Consider the following 15,803-nt stretch of genomic DNA (forward strand, 5'->3'; position numbering starts at 1 on the left):
CCCATTGACCTGCATCAAACAAACCGCCGCCACGGTGGCGGCCGGGCGACGGGCGCCGCGGGCGCTGTTCAGTCGCCGCCGGTGATGCCGGATTGCGCGGGAACCAGGCAGTACACCAGCGCCAGCCCCGCCGCTGCGGCGGCGTCGACGAGGCGTTGCGCCTGTTCGTGGCTGGCCATGAACATCACTTCCATCGGCAGTTCGCCGGCCAGCTCGTAGAAATGCGCCTCGTGCAGCATGCGGTGGCGGCCGAAGCCGGCGACCGCGCGCATCGCCGAGCCCCCCGGCAGGCCCAGGTCGGCGGCCTGGCGCAGCAGCCACTGGTACACGGGCTGGCCGCCATGGCGCTGGTTCTCGGCGACGAAGAACGTCAACCGCACGCAGTCCTGCATCGCTATGCCCTCATCAGCCGCCAGCTGGCGAAACCCAGCGCCGTCGCCAGCAGCGAGCCGCCCAGATGCAGGCCGACATGGGCGATGGCCCACGCGTACTGCTGCCGCGCCAGCAGGCCGACGGCCTCGGCGGAAAACGTGGAGAAGGTGGTCAGTCCGCCCAGAAAACCGGTGATCAGCAGCAGCCGCAGTTCCGGCGGCAGGCCCTCGTTGAGCGCGAACCAGCCCAGCGCGAGGCCGACCAGGTAGCCGCCGATCAGGTTGGCGGCCAGCGTCCCCAGCGGCAATTGCGGCAACGTCGCGTTGAACCAGTGCCCGAGCCCCCAGCGCGCCCAGGCCCCGACGGCGGCGCCGACGCCCACCGCCAGGAAGCCACCCCAGTTCACGTCCGCTGCGTTCATCGGCCGATGATCGCCCCTGGGACTCACCGCCGCCAGCCCGGCGCGTCCGCGAGCATTGCGGTTTTCCGGGCCGCCGCTTGACCCAGATCATCTCTCCGCATCGCCGCGGCGATCCGGGCCGCGCGCCCCGCAAGCGCTTGATTCAGGTCATTTCCCCGCATGACCGCGACGGCGAGACTGCGCGCCGCTCGCACCCTCCCCCCTCTGCAGATCCAGGAGTCCACGATGAAAGCACCCCGCCACCGGCCCGGCACGGTCATCGCCATCGCCGTCTTCGCCGTCCTGCTCGCCGGCTGGGTCGGCAAGCAGTTCGCCGCGCAGCCGGGCGACACCGAGGTGCAGACGGCGTCGTACATGTCGGTGCCGTTCTGACGGCTGCGGCCGGGGCGCGCCGATCGCCGGTCACGCCCCGGTCGCGTCGTCGCGGGCCGCCCGTGCGCGCTCGCGGGCGGCCCGCAGCGCGTCCAGTTTTTCCTTGAGCCGCAGCTCCAGGCCGCGTTCCACCGGCCGGTAGTACACGCGTTCGCCCATGGCGTCGGGAAACCCGGTCTGGTCCAGGGCGATGCCGCCCTCGGCGTCGTGGTCGTACTGGTAGCCCTTGCCGTAGCCGAGCTGCTTGAGCAATTGCGTCGGCGCGTTGCGGATGTGCAGCGGCACGTCCTGGCTGCCGTATTGCTCGACATCGCGGCGCGCGGCGCCCAGGGCCATGTAGGCCGCGTTCGATTTCGCGGTGCTGGCCAGGTACAGCACCACCTGCGCCAGTGCCAGGTCGCCCTCCGGGCGGCCGAGGCGCTCGAACGCGTCCCAGGCCGCGAGCGCCATCGGCAGCGCGCGCGGATCGGCCAGGCCGATGTCCTCGACCGCCATCCGCGTGATCCGCCGCGCCAGGTACGCGGGGTCGGCGCCGCCATCGAGCATCCGCGCGAACCAGTACAGCGCAGCATCGGGATTGGTGCTGCGCACGGATTTGTGCAACGCCGAGATCTGGTCGTAGAACTGCTCGCCGCCCTTGTCGAAACGCCGGGTGCGGTCGGCCAGCACCTGCGCCAGGGTCGCCTCGGTGATGCGGGCCCCGCCCGCTTCCGCCGCGCCGCGGTCCCCGCCCTCCGCGGCCAGCTCGGCGGCGATTTCCAGCAGGGTCAGCGCGCGCCGCACGTCGCCGTCGGCGGCCTGCGCGATCAGCGCCAGCTGCGCGTCCTCGACCTGCAGGCCGCGGCCGCCGAGGCCGCGTGCGGCGTCGTCCAGCGCCTGCCGCAGCGCGCGCACGATGTCCTCGACCGCCAGCGCTTCGAGCACGTGCACGCGACAGCGCGACAGCAGCGCGGAGTTCAGTTCGAACGAGGGGTTCTCGGTGGTGGCGCCGACGAACAGGATGCTGCCGCGCTCGATGTGCGGCAGGAAAGCGTCCTGCTGCGCCTTGTTGAAGCGATGCACCTCGTCGACGAACAGCACCGTGCGCCGGCCTTGCGCAAAACGCTGCCCGGCTTCGGCCAGCACCTGCCGCACTTCCGGCAGGCCCGACAGCACCGCCGAGATCGCGCGGAACTCGGCGTCGGCGTACCTGGCCAGCAGCAGCGCCAGCGTGGTCTTGCCGCAGCCCGGCGGCCCCCACAGGATCATCGAATGCACGCGCCCGGACTCGACCGCGCGACGCAGCGCCGAACCCGGCGCCAGCAACCGGCGCTGGCCGACCATCTCGTCCAGGTTGCGCGGACGCATGCGCTCGGCCAGCGGCCGCAAGGCGTCGTGGTCGGCGCGCAGCAGATCGGGAGCGTCAGGAGGCGGAACGTTGCGCCGGGCCACGGGAGCGGGAAACGGGACGGGTCACCACGATAGCAAGAGCGGCCGCGGCAGGCTTGCGCGGCGGCGACTTCCGGCAGCCGGCAGGCGCGACCACGACTGGCGAACGCCCGGTAACCACACCAACGCAAACGGCAGGCTCGCGCCTGCCGTTGCCCACCGCGGTCCCCGGCTGCGCGGCTCAGCCTTCGCCGACTACGTCCACGCCCTTGGGCGGGCTGAACCGGAAGGTGCCGCCGGCGAAGTCCGGGTTGCGCTGCCAGTGGCTGAAGCGGATCTGCGTCTTCTGTCCCAGCGCATCGACCACCTGCATCGTGGCCAGGCCGTGCGCGCCGAAGCCCAGGCGGGCGGACTGGAAGCCGGCGCCGTCCGGCTGCCTGGGCTGCAGCGACAGCCACGCCAGGCCGTCGGCGGTGCCGGTTTCGCGCACGAGGTAGTCGCGGTCCAGCCGCGAGGGATCCAGCAGCGCGGCCAGCGGGCTGTCCTGCTCGGCGGCGCCCTGTGCGCGCCGGGTGACCTGCTGCAGGTCGGGGTCGTACACCCATACGCGCTGGCCGTCGGCGACGATCAACTGCGCGTAGGGCTTGACGTATTCCCAGCGGAACAGCCGCGGCGTCGACAGCGCCACGCGGCCGCTGGAGGATTCCTTGAGTTTGCCGTTGGCGTCGTAGACCTGCTGCACGAACTGGCCCTGGAGGCCCTGCAGTCCGCGGGTGAAAGCGGCCAGGTCGTCGCGGGCGCCGGCGTCGGCGCTGCCGGCCGCCAGGCCGACGACGAGGACCAGGGCCAAACCAGGCAGGCGGGCGTAGCGCATGGAAAGCTCCGGGAAGAGGACAGGCGCAGAGTCTGCGACGTACAGGCTGAATACGGCCTCACGGCCTCACGGCCGCACCGGCCGCGGCATGCGTTCAGTGACGGGTCAAGCGCGCCGCGAGGCTCACTTGGGCGGCGGCGGCGCGAGCACGCTGCGGTCGCCGTTGTGCTCCGGCGGGGTGACGACGCCGGCCGCCTCCATCGCCTCGATCAGGCGCGCGGCGCGGTTGTAGCCGATCTTCAGCCGCCGCTGCACGCCGGAGATCGAGGCGCGCCGGGTCTCGGTGACGATGCGCACCGCCTCGTCGTACAGCGGGTCGGACTCGTCCCCTGCCCCGCTGGACTCCGGCAGGCCGGTGGCGCCGACCACCACGCCGTCGCCGAGCGACTGCACCTCCTCCAGCACGCCGTCCATGTACTGCGGGCCGTCGCTGGACTGCTTCAGGTGCTCGACCACGCGATGCACCTCGTCGTCGCTGACGAAGGCGCCATGGATGCGCTCGGGCATCGCCGTGCCCGGCGGCAGGTACAGCATGTCGCCGTGGCCGAGCAGGGTTTCGGCGCCGGACTGGTCGAGGATCGTGCGCGAGTCGATCTTGCTCGACACCTGGAAGGCGATGCGGGTGGGAATGTTGGCCTTGATCAGGCCGGTGATCACGTCCACCGACGGCCGCTGCGTGGCCAGGATCAGGTGGATGCCGGCGGCGCGCGACTTCTGCGCCAGGCGCGCGATGAGCTCTTCGACCTTCTTGCCGACGATCATCATCATGTCGGCGAATTCGTCGATGAAGATGACGATGAACGGCAGCGCCTCCAGCGGCCGCGGCGCCTCGTTCAACTCGGCGTTGGGCTTGAACAGCGGGTCCATCAGCGGCTGCCCGGCGTCCTGTGCGTCGCGGACCTTCTTGTTGAAGCCCGACAGGTTGCGCACGCCGACCGCCGACATCAGCTTGTAGCGCCGCTCCATCTCCGCCACGCACCAGCGCAGGCCGTTGGCGGCCTCCTTCATGTCGGTGACCACCGGCGCCAGCAGATGCGGAATGCCCTGATAGACGCTGAGCTCCAGCATCTTCGGGTCGATCATCAGCATCCGCACGTCCTGCGGGCTGGCCTTGTACAGCAGCGACAGCACCATCGCGTTGACCGCCACCGACTTGCCCGAGCCGGTGGTGCCGGCGACCAGCAGATGCGGCATGCGCGCCAGGTCGGCCACGGTCGGGCGGCCGCCGATGTCCTTGCCCAGCGCCAGGGTCAGCACGCTGGCGGCCTTGTCGTATTCGCGCGAGCGCAGCAGCTCGCTGAGGTAGATCATCTCGCGGTGCGTGTTGGGGATCTCCAGCCCGACCACCGACTTGCCCGGGATCACGTCGACCACGCGCACCGCCTTGACCGAGAGGCCGCGGGCGATGTCCTTGTCCAGCGAGGAGATCTGGCTGACCTTGACTCCGGGCGCCGGCTCGACCTCGAAGCGCGTGATCACCGGCCCGGGATAGGCGCCGACCACCTGCGCGTCGATGCGGAAATCCTTGAGCTTGAACTCGATCTGCCGCGACAGCGTGTCCAGGGTCTGCTCGTCGTAGCCCTTGGCCTGCGGCTTGGGATCGTCGAGCAGCGCCAGCGGCGGGATGCCGGAGCCGTCGCCGACGTGGAACAGCGGGATCTGCTGCTCGCGCTTGGCGCGGTCGCTTTTTTCCACCTGGGTCGGCGCCGGCGGTTCGATCTTCACCGGCGCGCGTCGGGCGCGCAGCTCGGAATCGAACTTGCGCACCTCCTCGCGCTCCTCGCGCATCGCCCGCGCCTGCTGCCACTGGCTGGCCTGCTGGCTGCCGCGCCGGAACAGCGGTCCCAGCGCCAGCACTGCGCGCCCGATCCGGTCCATCACCCCGAGCCACGACAGCCCGGTCGCCAGCGTGACCGACACCAGCAGCAATGCCAGCAGGAACAGGTTGCCGCCGACCGGGCCGAAGCCGCGGTACAGCGAGCGGCCCACCAGCTGCCCGAGGATGCCGCCGCTGCCGGCGGAAAAGTCCACCACCGCGCCCAGGCGCAGGTGCAGCAGGCCGGTCGCGGACACCAGGAAGCCGACGATCCCGACCAGCCGCAACGCCGGGCCGAGGTCGGCGTCGCCATCGCCGTCGCTGTCCAGGCCGAACAGCGCGATCCAGGCGACCAGCCCCAGTACCAGCGGCAGCAGGAAGGCGACGTAGCCGGTCAGGTACAGCAGCACGTCCGCCAGCCACGCGCCGACCCGACCGCCGAGGTTGTGCAGCGGCGCGGTGACGCTGCCCGAATGCGACCAGCCCGGATCCTGCGGCGAAAACGTGAACAGACTCGCCAGCAGGTACAGCAGCAGCGGCGCGATCAGGATCAGCGCGATGTCGCGCCACAGCCGCTGGCGGCGCGGGCTGCCCGCGGCCGGCGGTTTCCTAGCGCCGGCGCGGGTACCTTTGCTGCGTTCGGAGAGCGGGCGTGCCACGTGCGATCAGGCCTTAAGAGAATCCCCTAATAGCTTGATGGTACAAGCCGTCAGGGACTGCCGCCAGCGCCGTGCCCGGCCGCGGCGGGTCAGGGTTTCATGCCCTGCAGGGCCGGGTGCACCAGCTTGCCGCCTTCCACGTTGATGCCGCGGACCAGCGCCGCGTTGTCGCGCCAGTTGCCGCCGGACGCCAGCTTGTTGACCCACGGCAGGATCGCCGCGCAGATCGCCTGCGAGGAGGTCTGCGGCACCGCGCCGGGCATGTTGGTCACGCAGAAGTGGGTCACGCCCTCCTCCACGAAGGTCGGCTCCTTCCAGGTGGTCGGCCGCGAGCTCTCGAAGCAGCCGCCCTGGTCGATGGCGATGTCGACCACCACGCTGCCGTCCTCCATGTCCTTGAGCATGTCGCGGGTCAGCACGTGCGGCGCCCTGGCGCCGGTGACCAGCACCGCGCCGACCACCAGATCGGCCGCGGCGACCTCGCGCGCGACCACGTCGTGGTAGGGATACAGCGCGGTGACGTTGTTGCCCAGCCGCATCATCTCGTCCATGCGGTCCTGGCGCATCTCGAACACGGTCACGTTCGCGCCCGCGGCCGCGGCCAGCGCCGCGGCGGCGCCACCGGCCTTGCCGGCGCCGAACACCACCACCTTGCCGCGCTCGGTCGACGGCAGGCCGCCGAGCAGCTTGCCCTTGCCGCCTTGCGGCTGGTGCAGCAGCGTGGTGCCGATCTGGGTGGCGATGCGGCCGGCGATGATCGACATCGGCGCCAGCAGCGGCAGGTCGCCGTTGGGCAGTTCCACGGTTTCGAAGGCGATCGCGGTCAGGCCGATGTCGAGCAGCTTGCGGGTCAGGGCCGGTTCGGCCGCCAGGTGCAGGTAGCAGAACAGCAGGTGGTCGCGGCGCAGGTGCGCCAGGTCGCCGGCGATCGGCTCCTTGACCTTCACGATCAACTCGCCTTTGGCGTACACGTCGGCCGCGTCGGCGGCGATCTTCACTCCCAGCCGGGTGTATTGCTCGTCGCCGAAACCGCTCTTGACACCGGCGCCGCATTCCAGCCAGACCTCGTGGCCGCGCTTGACCAGGTCGCCGGCGGCGGCCGGCACGAGCGCGACGCGCCCTTCGAGAGTCTTGGTTTCCTTGGGTACGCCGATCCGCATTTTCGTTGGCCTCAAACAGGATGAAGGTGCCGGCCATGCCGGCCGGGGTGTGATGGGTGTCGTCGTCGTGATGCCCCGCCTTGTTTTGCCGGGCACGGGCCGCCACTCTATTGGGGGCCGCGCACCCGTGGCGGCAGCGCGATTTCTCCCGACGATTATACCCATGACCCCATCCACGATGAGTTCCGCCAAGCATTGCAGCCTGCTGATCCTCGGTTCCGGCCCCGCCGGCTGGACCGCCGCCGTCTACGCGGCGCGCGCCAATCTCAAGCCGGTCGTCGTCACCGGCCTGCAAATGGGCGGGCAGCTGACGACCACCACCGAAGTCGACAACTGGCCCGGCGACGCGCACGGGCTGATGGGGCCGGCGCTGATGGAGCGGATGCAGGCGCATGCGGAGCGTTTCGGCACCGAGGTCGTGTTCGACCACATCCATACCGCCGACCTGTCGCGACGTCCGTTCCGGCTCAAGGGCGACAGCGGCGAGTACACCGCCGACGCGTTGATCATCGCCACCGGCGCGACCGCCAAGTACCTCGGGCTGCCGTCGGAGGAAAAATTCAAGGGCCGCGGCGTCTCCGCCTGCGCCACCTGCGACGGTTTCTTCTTCAAGGACCAGGACGTGGCCGTGATCGGCGGCGGCAACACCGCGGTGGAGGAAGCGCTGTACCTGGCCAACATCGCGCGCAAGGTCTACCTGGTGCACCGCCGCGACACCCTGCGCGCGGAGAAGATCATGCAGGACAAGCTGCAGGCCAAGATCCAGGCGGGGAAGATCGAACCGGTCTGGCACCACGTGGCCGACGAGGTGCTGGGCGACGACAGCGGCGTCACCGGGCTGCGGGTGAAGTCGACCCTGGACGGCACGACCCGCGAGCTGGCCATCCAGGGGTTCTTCGTCGCCATCGGCCACACCCCCAACACCTCGCTGTTCGAGGGCCAGCTGGCGATGCACAACGGCTACATCGAGATCCGCTCGGGCCTGTCCGGCGATGCCACCGCGACCTCGGTGCCGGGCGTGTTCGCGGCCGGCGACGTCGCCGACCAGCACTATCGCCAGGCGATCACCTCGGCCGGCTTCGGCTGCATGGCCGCGCTGGACGCGGAGAAGTTCCTCGACAAGGGCGAGTGAACGCGCCCGGCCGATGCCCTGCCGGCATCGGCCTTGTTCCCAAGCACCCGACCCGGGATTTCCATGCCGGACGATCCGTAACCGGCAAGATCGCGCCACCGGCGGCAACGGTCGCATGACGGGAGCGCATGATGGCAGCGCGTGACGCAGGCCCTGCAGACACAGGCGCCTCCCACTAGCGCGGACTTTCGCGTTTTTCCTCCCATGCCCACCGTCCACACGCTCGACTCGCTGGACCAGGTCCCCGCCGCGCAGTGGGACGCGCTGCACGACGGCCGCAATCCGTTCGTCTCCCACGCCTTCCTCTGCGGCCTGGAGCAGTACGGCGTGCTGCAGGCGCGACTCGGCTGGACGCCACGTCATCTCGTGCTGCGCGAAGGCGGGCGCCTGCTTGCGGCGGCGCCGACGTACCTGAAAACCAATTCGCACGGCGAGTTCGTGTTCGACCACGCCTGGGCACGGGCCTATGCGCAGCACGGACGCGACTACTTCCCCAAGCTGCTGTGTGCGGTGCCGTACACCCCGGTCACCGGGCCGCGGCTGCTGGCCCGCGATGCCGCCGCGCGCCGCGCGCTGCTGCAGGCGCTGGCCGGGTACGCGCGCGACCATGGGCTGTCGTCGGCGCACGTCAACTTCCACGACGAGTCCGAGGACGCGCTCTTCGACGCCGCCTGGCTGCCGCGGATCGACGTGCAATACCACTGGCGCAACGCCGCCGGTTGGCGCGATTTCGACGATTTCCTGGCCGCGCTGGACCACAAGCATCGCAAGAACATCCGCCAGGAGCGCGCCCGGGTCGCGCGCGCCGGCGTGGCCCTGCGCATCGTCCACGGCGGCGACGCCAGCGACGCCGAACTGGCCGGCATGCACCGCTTCTACCTGCGCACCTTCGCCGAATACGGCAATACGCCGACCCTGACGCTGGAGTTCCTGCGGCATCTGGCGCGGGCGCTGCCGCGGCAGCTGGTGCTGGTGCTGGCCTCGCGCCACGGCCGCGACATCGCCGGTGCGCTGTGCCTGCGCGGCGGCGACACGCTGTACGGACGCTACTGGGGCGCGGACGACGACGCTCCGGGCGGCGCCCGGGTGCCCGGACTGCACTTCGAGACTTGCTATTACCAGGGCATCGACTATTGCCTGCGCGAGGGGCTGACGCGCTTCGAACCGGGGGCGCAGGGCGAGCACAAGCTGGCGCGCGGCTTCCTGCCGGCGCTGGTGCGCAGCCGCCACTGGATCGCCGACCCGGCGTTCGCCGCGGCGCTGGCGCCCTGGTGCGCGCAGGAGGCGCGGGAGGTGCGGCGCTATGCCGCGGCCCTGACCGCGCATTCGCCGTTCCGCAGCGGCATGGAGGCTTAGGATCGTTGCCGCGGCCCTTGCGCAGACGACGACCCGGCCACCTCGGGCCCTTGAGCCCGTGGACCGGCCCGCCCGCGGCACGCTCCTACAATCCGCGCCATGGCCATCCGCCTGCCGACCTTGCCCGCAGACCCGCTGGCGCCGTTCCCGCCCGCCGAAAGCGCCCTGCGCGCGCCCGCAGGGCTGCTCGCCGTCGGCGGCGACCTGTCGCCCGCACGCCTGCTGCAGGCCTACCGTCACGGGATCTTTCCCTGGTATGAGGACGGACAGCCGATCCTGTGGTGGACGCCGGACCCGCGCCTGGTGTTCCGCAGCGACGGCGTGCGTCTGTCCTCGCGCTTCCGGCGGTCGCTGCGGCATTCGTCCTGGGTGGTGCGCGCCGACACCGGCTTCGAGGCGGTGATCGATGCCTGCGCGCACCTGCCCCGCCGCGGCCAGCACGGCAGCTGGATCACGGGGGAGATGCGCGCGGCCTATTGCGAGTTGCACCGGCGCGGCCATGCGCATTCGATCGAGGTGTTCGACGACGCCCGCCTGGTCGGCGGCCTCTACGGAGTCGCCTGCGGACGCATGTTTTTCGCCGAAAGCATGTTCAGCGCGCGCTCCGGCGGCTCCAAGGTGGCATTGGCCGCGCTGGGGCGGTGCCTGCATGCCTGGGGCTGGCCGTTGATCGATGCCCAGATCGAGAGCCCGCACCTGCTCAGCCTGGGCGCGGAGGCCTGGGCGCGGGCGCGGTTCCTGCGCCGGGTCGCGGACCTGGTGGCGATGCCCGAAGCGCCCGGCCCCTGGACCCGGCGCTTCGCCGAGCTGCCCGCCGCCGCGCTCGCCCGCTGACGTCCGGTTTTGCGCGCGCCCCCCGCGCGTGTCAGAATGTTGGACTTTCGGGCGCCAATCCGCCCGCCAGCCACCCCGCAGGCCCGTCCTGCAAGCCCGCGCGGGCACCCAGGAAACACATGGCGAAAGACGACGTCATCGAATTCGAAGGCACGGTCTCCGAAACCCTCCCGAACACCATGTTCCGGGTGAAACTGGAGAACGGTCACGAAATCATTGCCCACATCTCCGGGCGGATGCGCAAGAACTACATCCGCATCCTGACCGGCGACAAGGTCAAGGTCGAGATGACCCCCTACGACCTGACCAAGGGACGCATCACCTACCGCATGAAGTGAACGCGCGGGCGCGATCGTGAAAAGAAGGCGGCCAGTGGCCGCCTTTTTTCGTCTCCGCCACCCGACCGGACACCGCGCGCCCGGGGCATTCGTCCGCCGGGCACGGCTGCAGCCGCGTCCGGATCACACCACCGCCGGCAACAGCTTCTCCGGCTCGGCCTGGGCGTCCACCACCAGTTCGCCGTCCTTGACGTCAATGCCGACGCGGCCGCCGCCGACCAGCTTGCCGAACAGCAGCTCGTCGGCCAGCGGGCGCTTGACCTTGTCCTGGATCACCCGCGCCATCGGCCGCGCGCCCATCAGCGGGTCGAACCCGTGCTGCGCCAGCCAGTCGCGCGCCGCCGGCGTCGCCGACAGGCTCACGCCCTTTTCGTGCAGCTGCGCTTCCAGCTCGATCAGGAACTTGTCGACCACGCGCAGGATGTGTTCCATGCCCAGCGCCTGGAACTGCACCACCGCATCCAGCCGGTTGCGGAACTCCGGGCTGAAGCCGCGACGGATCACCTCCATCGCGTCGCTGGAATGGTCCTGCTGGGTGAAGCCGATCGAGCGCCGCGCCGCCTGCGCCGCGCCGGCGTTGGTGGTCATCACCAGGATCACGTTCTTGAAGTTCGCCTCGCGGCCGTTGGTGTCGGTCAGGATGCCGCGGTCCATCACCTGCAGCAGGATGTTGAAGATGTCCGGGTGCGCCTTCTCGACCTCGTCCAGCAGCAGCACGCAGTGCGGGGTCTTGACGATCTTCTCGGTCAGCAGGCCGCCCTGGTCGAAGCCGACGTAACCCGGGGGCGCGCCGATCAGGCGCGACACCGAATGCGGCTCCATGTACTCGCTCATGTCGAAGCGCACCAGCTCGATGCCGAGCTGCAGCGCCAGCTGCCGGGTGACCTCGGTCTTGCCGACGCCGGTGGGGCCGGCGAACAGGAAGTTGCCGATCGGCTTTTCCGGGTTCGCCAACCCCGAGCGCGCCAGCTTGATCGCGCCGGTCAGGGTCTCGATCGCCTGGTCCTGGCCGAAGATCACCATCTTCAGGTTGCGCTCCAGGTGCTCGAGCACGTCCTTGTCGGAGGCGCTGACCTGCTTGGCCGGGATCCGCGCCATCCTGGCCACGATCATCTCGATTTCCTCGACGTCGATCAGGCTCTTGCGCACATCCAGCGGCAACAACCGCTGCCGCGCGCCGGCCTCGTCGATGACGTCGATCGCCTTGTCCGGCAGCAGGCGGTCGCCGATGTGCTTGACCGACAGGTCGACCGCGGCCTGCAGCGCCTCGTCGGCGTAGGTCACGCCGTGGTGCGACTCGTACCGGGGCTTGAGCCCGTGCAGGATCTCCACCGTCTCGCCGACGGTCGGCTCGACGATGTCGATCTTCTGGAAGCGCCGCGCCAGCGCGCGGTCCTTCTCGAAGATGCCGCGGTATTCCTGGTAGGTGGTCGAGCCGATGCAGCGCAGCTCGCCCGACGCCAGCATCGGCTTGATCAGGTTGGACGCGTCCATGGTCCCGCCCGAGGCCGAACCGGCGCCGATGATGGTGTGGATCTCGTCGATGAACAGGATCGCGCCGGGCATCTTCTTCAACGCCGCCAGCACGCCTTTCAGGCGCTTTTCGAAGTCGCCGCGGTACTTGGTGCCGGCGACCAGCGCGCCCAGGTCCAGCGCGTAGATGGTGGCATCGGCCAGCACCTCGGGCACATCGCCCTCGACGATGCGCTTGGCCAGGCCCTCGGCCAGCGCGGTCTTGCCGACGCCGGCCTCGCCGACGTACAGCGGATTGTTCTTGCGCCGGCGGCACAGTACCTGGATGGTGCGCTCGATCTCTTCGACGCGGCCGACCAGCGGGTCGATCCGGCCCTCGCGCGCCAGCGCGTTGAGATCGTTGGCGAACTCGGTCAGCGCGTCGGCCTTGGCCTCGCCTTCCGCGCCTTCCGCGTGCGCCCCGTCCTCGGCGCCGTGCGGCTCCTCGCCGCCCTGCTTGGCGATGCCGTGCGACAGGTAGTTGACCGCGTCCAGCCGGGTCACGTCCTGCTGGTTGAGGAAGTACACCGCGTGCGAGTCCTTCTCGCCGAAGATCGCCACCAGCACGTTGGCGCCGGTGACTTCCTTCTTGCCGGAGGACTGCACGTGGTAGACCGCGCGCTGCAGCACGCGCTGGAAACCGAGCGTGGGCTGGGTGTCGCGGCCGTCCTCGGCGTCGAGCTTGACCACCGAGCGGTCGATCGCCTGCTCCAGATCGGCGCGCAGCCGCGGGAAATCGGCGCCGCTGGCCTTGAGCACGGCCTCGGCGGACGGGTTGTCGAGCAGCGCCAGCAGCAGGTGTTCGACCGTCATGTACTCGTGGCGCGCCTCGCGGGCGCGCTTGTAGCACTGGCCGATGCTGTATTCGAGATCCTTGCTGAACATGGGGCGGGAGCCTCCGAAAGCACTGCTGCTGATGTGGGGCGGCCGACGGCCCCGCTCAAGCCCTTCTACGCCTTCTCCATCGTGCACAGCAACGGATGCTGGTTGAGTCTTGAATATTCGTTCACCTGCGCCACCTTGGACTCGGCCACCTCGCGGGTGAAGACCCCGCACACCCCGCGGCCGCGGGTATGCACGTGGAGCATGATCTGGGTCGCCTTGTCGAGATTCATGCCGAAAAAGCGCACCAGCACGTCGACCACGAATTCCATCGGCGTGTAGTCGTCGTTCAGCAGCAGGACCGAGTACAGCGGCGGCCGCGCCACCTCCGGCTTGCTGGTCTCGACCACCACCCCGTGGTCGCGTTCGTTGCCTGGTTGGGTGCCCATGCGTCGATTATACGAACGGGGCGTGGACGCCGCGGCGGCCGCCGACGGACAATGCCCGCATGACCTATCGCGAAGGCCGTTACTGGCAGCCGGACGTGACCGTGGCCACGGTGGTGGTCCGCGACGGCCGCCTGTTGTGCGTGGAGGAACGGGCGCGCGACGGCGCGCTGGTGCTCAACCAGCCCGCCGGGCACCTGGAACCCGACGAGAGCCTGGCCGAGGCGGCGCTGCGCGAGACCCGCGAGGAGACCGGCTGGGACGTGCGCCTGACCGCCTTCGTCGGCGCCTACCAGTGGACGGCCCCGGAGACGCAGCGCCAGTACCTGCGCTTTGCTTTCGCCGCCGAGCCGCTGCGGCACGACCCGACCCGCCCGCTGGACACCGGCATCGTGCGCGCGCTGTGGCTGACGCCGGCGGACCTGCTGGCGGCGCGCGAGCGGCACCGCAGCCCGCTGGTCTGGCAGGCGGTCGCCGACTGCCTGGGCGGGCGCCGGCAGCCGCTGTCGCTGCTGCGGCAGGTGCCGTGAGCGGGCCGCGCACCATCGTCGGCATGTCGGGCGGGGTCGACTCCTCGGTTGCGGCCCTGCTGCTGCAGCGCGCCGGCGAGCCGATCGCCGGGCTGTTCATGGACAACTGGGCCGACGACGGCAGCGGCGACTGCCGCGCCCGGGACGACCGCCGCGACGCGGTCGCGGTCTGCGGGCAGCTCGGCATTCCGTTGCACTTCCGCGATTTTTCCGCGGAATACTGGGAGGGCGTGTTCGCCCATTTCATCGCCGAATACGCCGCCGGGCGTACCCCGAACCCGGACGTGCTGTGCAACCGCGAGATCAAGTTCCGGCATTTCCTCGACGCCGCCCGCGCCCTGGGCGCGGAGGGCATCGCCACCGGCCACTACGCCCGGGTGACGCACGCCGACGGCGGCTGGCAGCTGCTGCGGGCGCTGGATCGCGGCAAGGACCAGAGCTATTTCCTGCACCAGCTCGGCCAGGCGCAGCTGGCGGGCACGCGTTTCCCGCTCGGCGAGCTGGCCAAGCCCCAGGTGCGCCGGCTGGCCGCCGAGGCCGGCCTGCCGACCGCGGCCAAGAAGGATTCGACTGGGATCTGCTTCATCGGCGAACGCGATTTCCGCACGTTCCTCGCCCGCTACCTGCCCGCTCGCCCGGGCGAGATCCGCGACCCGCAGGGGCGCGTGCTGGGCACCCATGCGGGCGTGTTCTATTTCACCCTGGGTCAGCGCGAGGGCCTGCAGTTGGGCGGTATCCGCGGGCGCGAGGCGGCGCCGTGGTACGTCGTCGGCAAGGACGTGGCGGCCAACGTGCTGTACGTCGACCAGGGGCACGACAGTCCGTGGCTGCAATCCAGCGCGCTGTGGACCGAGCCGGCGCACTGGATCGCCGGGTGTCCCCCGACGGCGTCCCTGGCCTGCACCGCGCAGGTGCGCTACCGGCAGCGCGACGAGCCCTGCCGGGTGCAGGTGCGCGACGACGGCAGCCTCGCGGTCCGCTTCGCCCGCCCCCAGCGCGCGGTCACGCCGGGACAGTCGCTGGTGCTGTACGCCGGCGAACGCTGCCTGGGCGGCGCAGTCATCGCCGCCACCGATGCGGCCCTGGAAACCCGACTCCACGAGAGGACTCCCATGCAACTTCGCGCAGGACAGGCATGAGCGCACTCGAACACCGCATGCTGGCGCTGGCCGGCCTGGTGCAGGCGCTGGCGCAGGTGCGCCGGATCGCCGACACCGGCCAGGCCGATGCCGGCATCCTGGCCACCGCGCTGGACAGCGTGTTCCGGATCGACGCCGAGTCGCCGGCCGCCGTCTATGGCGGGCAGGCCGCGCTGCGTCCGGGGCTGCTGCTGCTGCGCAGCTACTTTCGCAACGAGGCCCGCGACCCGCTGCTGCCGCGCCTGGCGCTGGCGGTGCTGCAGCTGGAGCGCCGGTTCTCCCGCGACCCGATGGCCCGGCGCGTGCACGATGGCCTGCTCGCACTGGCGCCCGACGCCCGGCGCCTGGACAGCACGCACCCGGAGGTGCTGGCCGCGCTCGGCAGCCTCTACGCCGATACCGTCAGCCAGCTGCGGCCGCGGGTGATGGTCCAGGGCAATCCGCATTACCTGGGCCAGCCGGGGGTGGTCGCCGAAATCCGCGCGGTGCTGCTGGCCGCCTTGCGCTCGGCGGTGCTGTGGCGGCAACTGGGCGGCAGCCTGTGGGATTTCCTGCTGCGGCGCCGGGCCATGCTGGCCGCGATCGACACCGCACTGGCCTGATCCGGCCGCCCGGTCGCGGCTGCTGGCGGTGCGGCCGCAGGCCGTTTCCG

Annotated in this window: 16 protein-coding genes; 8 read left to right on the top strand and 8 right to left on the bottom strand. The window is 70.6% G+C overall.

The genetic code is table 11. The features are described 5' to 3' along the window. Positions 1-68: 68 nt before the first annotated feature. Together D0Y53_RS05690 and crcB are read right to left on the bottom strand one after the other, a co-directional pair. Positions 69-392 (bottom strand): DUF190 domain-containing protein, encoded by a 324-nt coding sequence (locus D0Y53_RS05690; RefSeq protein ID WP_117202237.1) that lies wholly within the window; start codon positions 390-392, stop codon positions 69-71. A gap of 2 nt (positions 393-394) precedes the next feature. Continuing rightward, entirely contained in the window at positions 395-793 is a 399-nt protein-coding gene (gene crcB / locus D0Y53_RS05695) for a fluoride efflux transporter CrcB (RefSeq protein ID WP_386724106.1), read from the bottom strand. Positions 794-1,018: 225 nt separating this feature from the next. On the opposite strand from crcB, the gene D0Y53_RS12840 reads away from it, so the two are divergent. After that, complete coding sequence (locus D0Y53_RS12840) at positions 1,019-1,165, top strand: hypothetical protein (RefSeq protein ID WP_158550586.1); 147 nt, start codon at positions 1,019-1,021, stop codon at positions 1,163-1,165. 30 nt (positions 1,166-1,195) lie between these two features. Here D0Y53_RS12840 and D0Y53_RS05705 read toward each other — a convergent pair whose 3' ends face one another. The 4 genes from D0Y53_RS05705 to ald all read right to left on the bottom strand — a co-directional run bounded on the left by D0Y53_RS05705 (position 1,196) and on the right by ald (position 7,042). Then, positions 1,196-2,596 carry a replication-associated recombination protein A gene (locus D0Y53_RS05705; RefSeq protein ID WP_117202239.1) on the bottom strand — a complete coding sequence of 467 codons (1,401 nt, stop codon included), beginning with the start codon at positions 2,594-2,596 and terminating at the stop codon, positions 1,196-1,198. A 178-nt stretch (positions 2,597-2,774) separates the two neighbouring features. Continuing rightward, the gene (gene lolA, locus D0Y53_RS05710) at positions 2,775-3,407 is read right to left on the bottom strand and encodes an outer membrane lipoprotein periplasmic chaperone LolA (RefSeq protein WP_117202240.1); all 633 of its coding nucleotides are present in this window, start codon (positions 3,405-3,407) and stop codon (positions 2,775-2,777) included. Between the two features lie 123 nt (positions 3,408-3,530). Continuing rightward, a complete protein-coding gene (locus tag D0Y53_RS05715) occupies positions 3,531-5,882 on the bottom strand; it encodes a DNA translocase FtsK (RefSeq protein ID WP_117202241.1) in 2,352 nt (783 codons plus the stop codon). An 89-nt stretch (positions 5,883-5,971) separates the two neighbouring features. Then, positions 5,972-7,042: an alanine dehydrogenase gene (ald, locus tag D0Y53_RS05720; protein WP_117202242.1), complete on the bottom strand. Its 1,071-nt coding sequence runs from the start codon at positions 7,040-7,042 to the stop codon at positions 5,972-5,974. Between the two features lie 163 nt (positions 7,043-7,205). Here ald and trxB point away from each other — a divergent pair, with 163 nt between their 5' ends. From trxB to infA, 4 genes are all read left to right on the top strand, one after another. Then, on the top strand, positions 7,206-8,174 hold the full coding sequence (trxB, locus tag D0Y53_RS05725) for a thioredoxin-disulfide reductase (protein ID WP_117202243.1): 969 nt from the start codon (positions 7,206-7,208) through the stop codon (positions 8,172-8,174). A 204-nt stretch (positions 8,175-8,378) separates the two neighbouring features. After that, positions 8,379-9,530 carry a GNAT family N-acetyltransferase gene (locus D0Y53_RS05730; protein ID WP_117202244.1) on the top strand — a complete coding sequence of 384 codons (1,152 nt, stop codon included), beginning with the start codon at positions 8,379-8,381 and terminating at the stop codon, positions 9,528-9,530. A gap of 99 nt (positions 9,531-9,629) precedes the next feature. Then, on the top strand, positions 9,630-10,364 hold the full coding sequence (aat, locus tag D0Y53_RS05735) for a leucyl/phenylalanyl-tRNA--protein transferase (RefSeq protein WP_117202245.1): 735 nt from the start codon (positions 9,630-9,632) through the stop codon (positions 10,362-10,364). 119 nt (positions 10,365-10,483) lie between these two features. Beyond that, positions 10,484-10,702 carry a translation initiation factor IF-1 gene (gene infA / locus D0Y53_RS05740; RefSeq protein ID WP_117202246.1) on the top strand — a complete coding sequence of 73 codons (219 nt, stop codon included), beginning with the start codon at positions 10,484-10,486 and terminating at the stop codon, positions 10,700-10,702. Between the two features lie 123 nt (positions 10,703-10,825). Here infA and clpA read toward each other — a convergent pair whose 3' ends face one another. Further along, positions 10,826-13,099, bottom strand: coding sequence for an ATP-dependent Clp protease ATP-binding subunit ClpA (clpA, locus tag D0Y53_RS05745; protein WP_117202247.1), 2,274 nt, complete (start codon positions 13,097-13,099; stop codon positions 10,826-10,828). A 65-nt stretch (positions 13,100-13,164) separates the two neighbouring features. After that, on the bottom strand, positions 13,165-13,485 hold the full coding sequence (clpS, locus tag D0Y53_RS05750) for an ATP-dependent Clp protease adapter ClpS (protein ID WP_117202248.1): 321 nt from the start codon (positions 13,483-13,485) through the stop codon (positions 13,165-13,167). 59 nt (positions 13,486-13,544) lie between these two features. On the opposite strand from clpS, the gene D0Y53_RS05755 reads away from it, so the two are divergent. The 3 genes from D0Y53_RS05755 to hflD are packed head-to-tail and all read left to right on the top strand — an operon-like array spanning position 13,545 to position 15,753. Further along, the gene (locus D0Y53_RS05755) at positions 13,545-14,012 is read left to right on the top strand and encodes an NUDIX hydrolase (protein ID WP_117202249.1); all 468 of its coding nucleotides are present in this window, start codon (positions 13,545-13,547) and stop codon (positions 14,010-14,012) included. Further along, the gene (gene mnmA / locus D0Y53_RS05760; RefSeq protein ID WP_117202250.1) at positions 14,009-15,151 is read left to right on the top strand and encodes a tRNA 2-thiouridine(34) synthase MnmA; all 1,143 of its coding nucleotides are present in this window, start codon (positions 14,009-14,011) and stop codon (positions 15,149-15,151) included. The genes D0Y53_RS05755 and mnmA overlap by 4 nt, the downstream gene beginning before the upstream one ends. Next, the gene (gene hflD / locus D0Y53_RS05765; RefSeq protein WP_117202251.1) at positions 15,148-15,753 is read left to right on the top strand and encodes a high frequency lysogenization protein HflD; all 606 of its coding nucleotides are present in this window, start codon (positions 15,148-15,150) and stop codon (positions 15,751-15,753) included. The genes mnmA and hflD overlap by 4 nt, the downstream gene beginning before the upstream one ends. Positions 15,754-15,803: the final 50 nt, after the last annotated feature.

Origin of the sequence: Cognatiluteimonas weifangensis, assembly GCF_003416885.1 — a bacterium.
GTDB classification, from domain to species: domain Bacteria; phylum Pseudomonadota; class Gammaproteobacteria; order Xanthomonadales; family Xanthomonadaceae; genus Cognatiluteimonas; species Cognatiluteimonas weifangensis.

Bases quoted from the DNA above. Each gene is read 5' to 3' on its own strand.
- D0Y53_RS05690 (WP_117202237.1), bottom strand. From the start codon at position 392: ATGCAGGACTGCGTGCGGTTGACGTTCTTCGTCGCCGAGAACCAGCGC.
- crcB (WP_386724106.1), bottom strand. From the start codon at position 793: ATGAACGCAGCGGACGTGAACTGGGGTGGCTTCCTGGCGGTGGGCGTC.
- D0Y53_RS12840 (WP_158550586.1), top strand. From the start codon at position 1,019: ATGAAAGCACCCCGCCACCGGCCCGGCACGGTCATCGCCATCGCCGTC.
- lolA (WP_117202240.1), bottom strand. From the start codon at position 3,407: ATGCGCTACGCCCGCCTGCCTGGTTTGGCCCTGGTCCTCGTCGTCGGC.
- ald (WP_117202242.1), bottom strand. From the start codon at position 7,042: ATGCGGATCGGCGTACCCAAGGAAACCAAGACTCTCGAAGGGCGCGTC.
- trxB (WP_117202243.1), top strand. From the start codon at position 7,206: ATGACCCCATCCACGATGAGTTCCGCCAAGCATTGCAGCCTGCTGATC.
- D0Y53_RS05730 (WP_117202244.1), top strand. From the start codon at position 8,379: ATGCCCACCGTCCACACGCTCGACTCGCTGGACCAGGTCCCCGCCGCG.
- aat (WP_117202245.1), top strand. From the start codon at position 9,630: ATGGCCATCCGCCTGCCGACCTTGCCCGCAGACCCGCTGGCGCCGTTC.
- infA (WP_117202246.1), top strand. From the start codon at position 10,484: ATGGCGAAAGACGACGTCATCGAATTCGAAGGCACGGTCTCCGAAACC.
- clpA (WP_117202247.1), bottom strand. From the start codon at position 13,099: ATGTTCAGCAAGGATCTCGAATACAGCATCGGCCAGTGCTACAAGCGC.
- clpS (WP_117202248.1), bottom strand. From the start codon at position 13,485: ATGGGCACCCAACCAGGCAACGAACGCGACCACGGGGTGGTGGTCGAG.
- D0Y53_RS05755 (WP_117202249.1), top strand. From the start codon at position 13,545: ATGACCTATCGCGAAGGCCGTTACTGGCAGCCGGACGTGACCGTGGCC.
- hflD (WP_117202251.1), top strand. From the start codon at position 15,148: ATGAGCGCACTCGAACACCGCATGCTGGCGCTGGCCGGCCTGGTGCAG.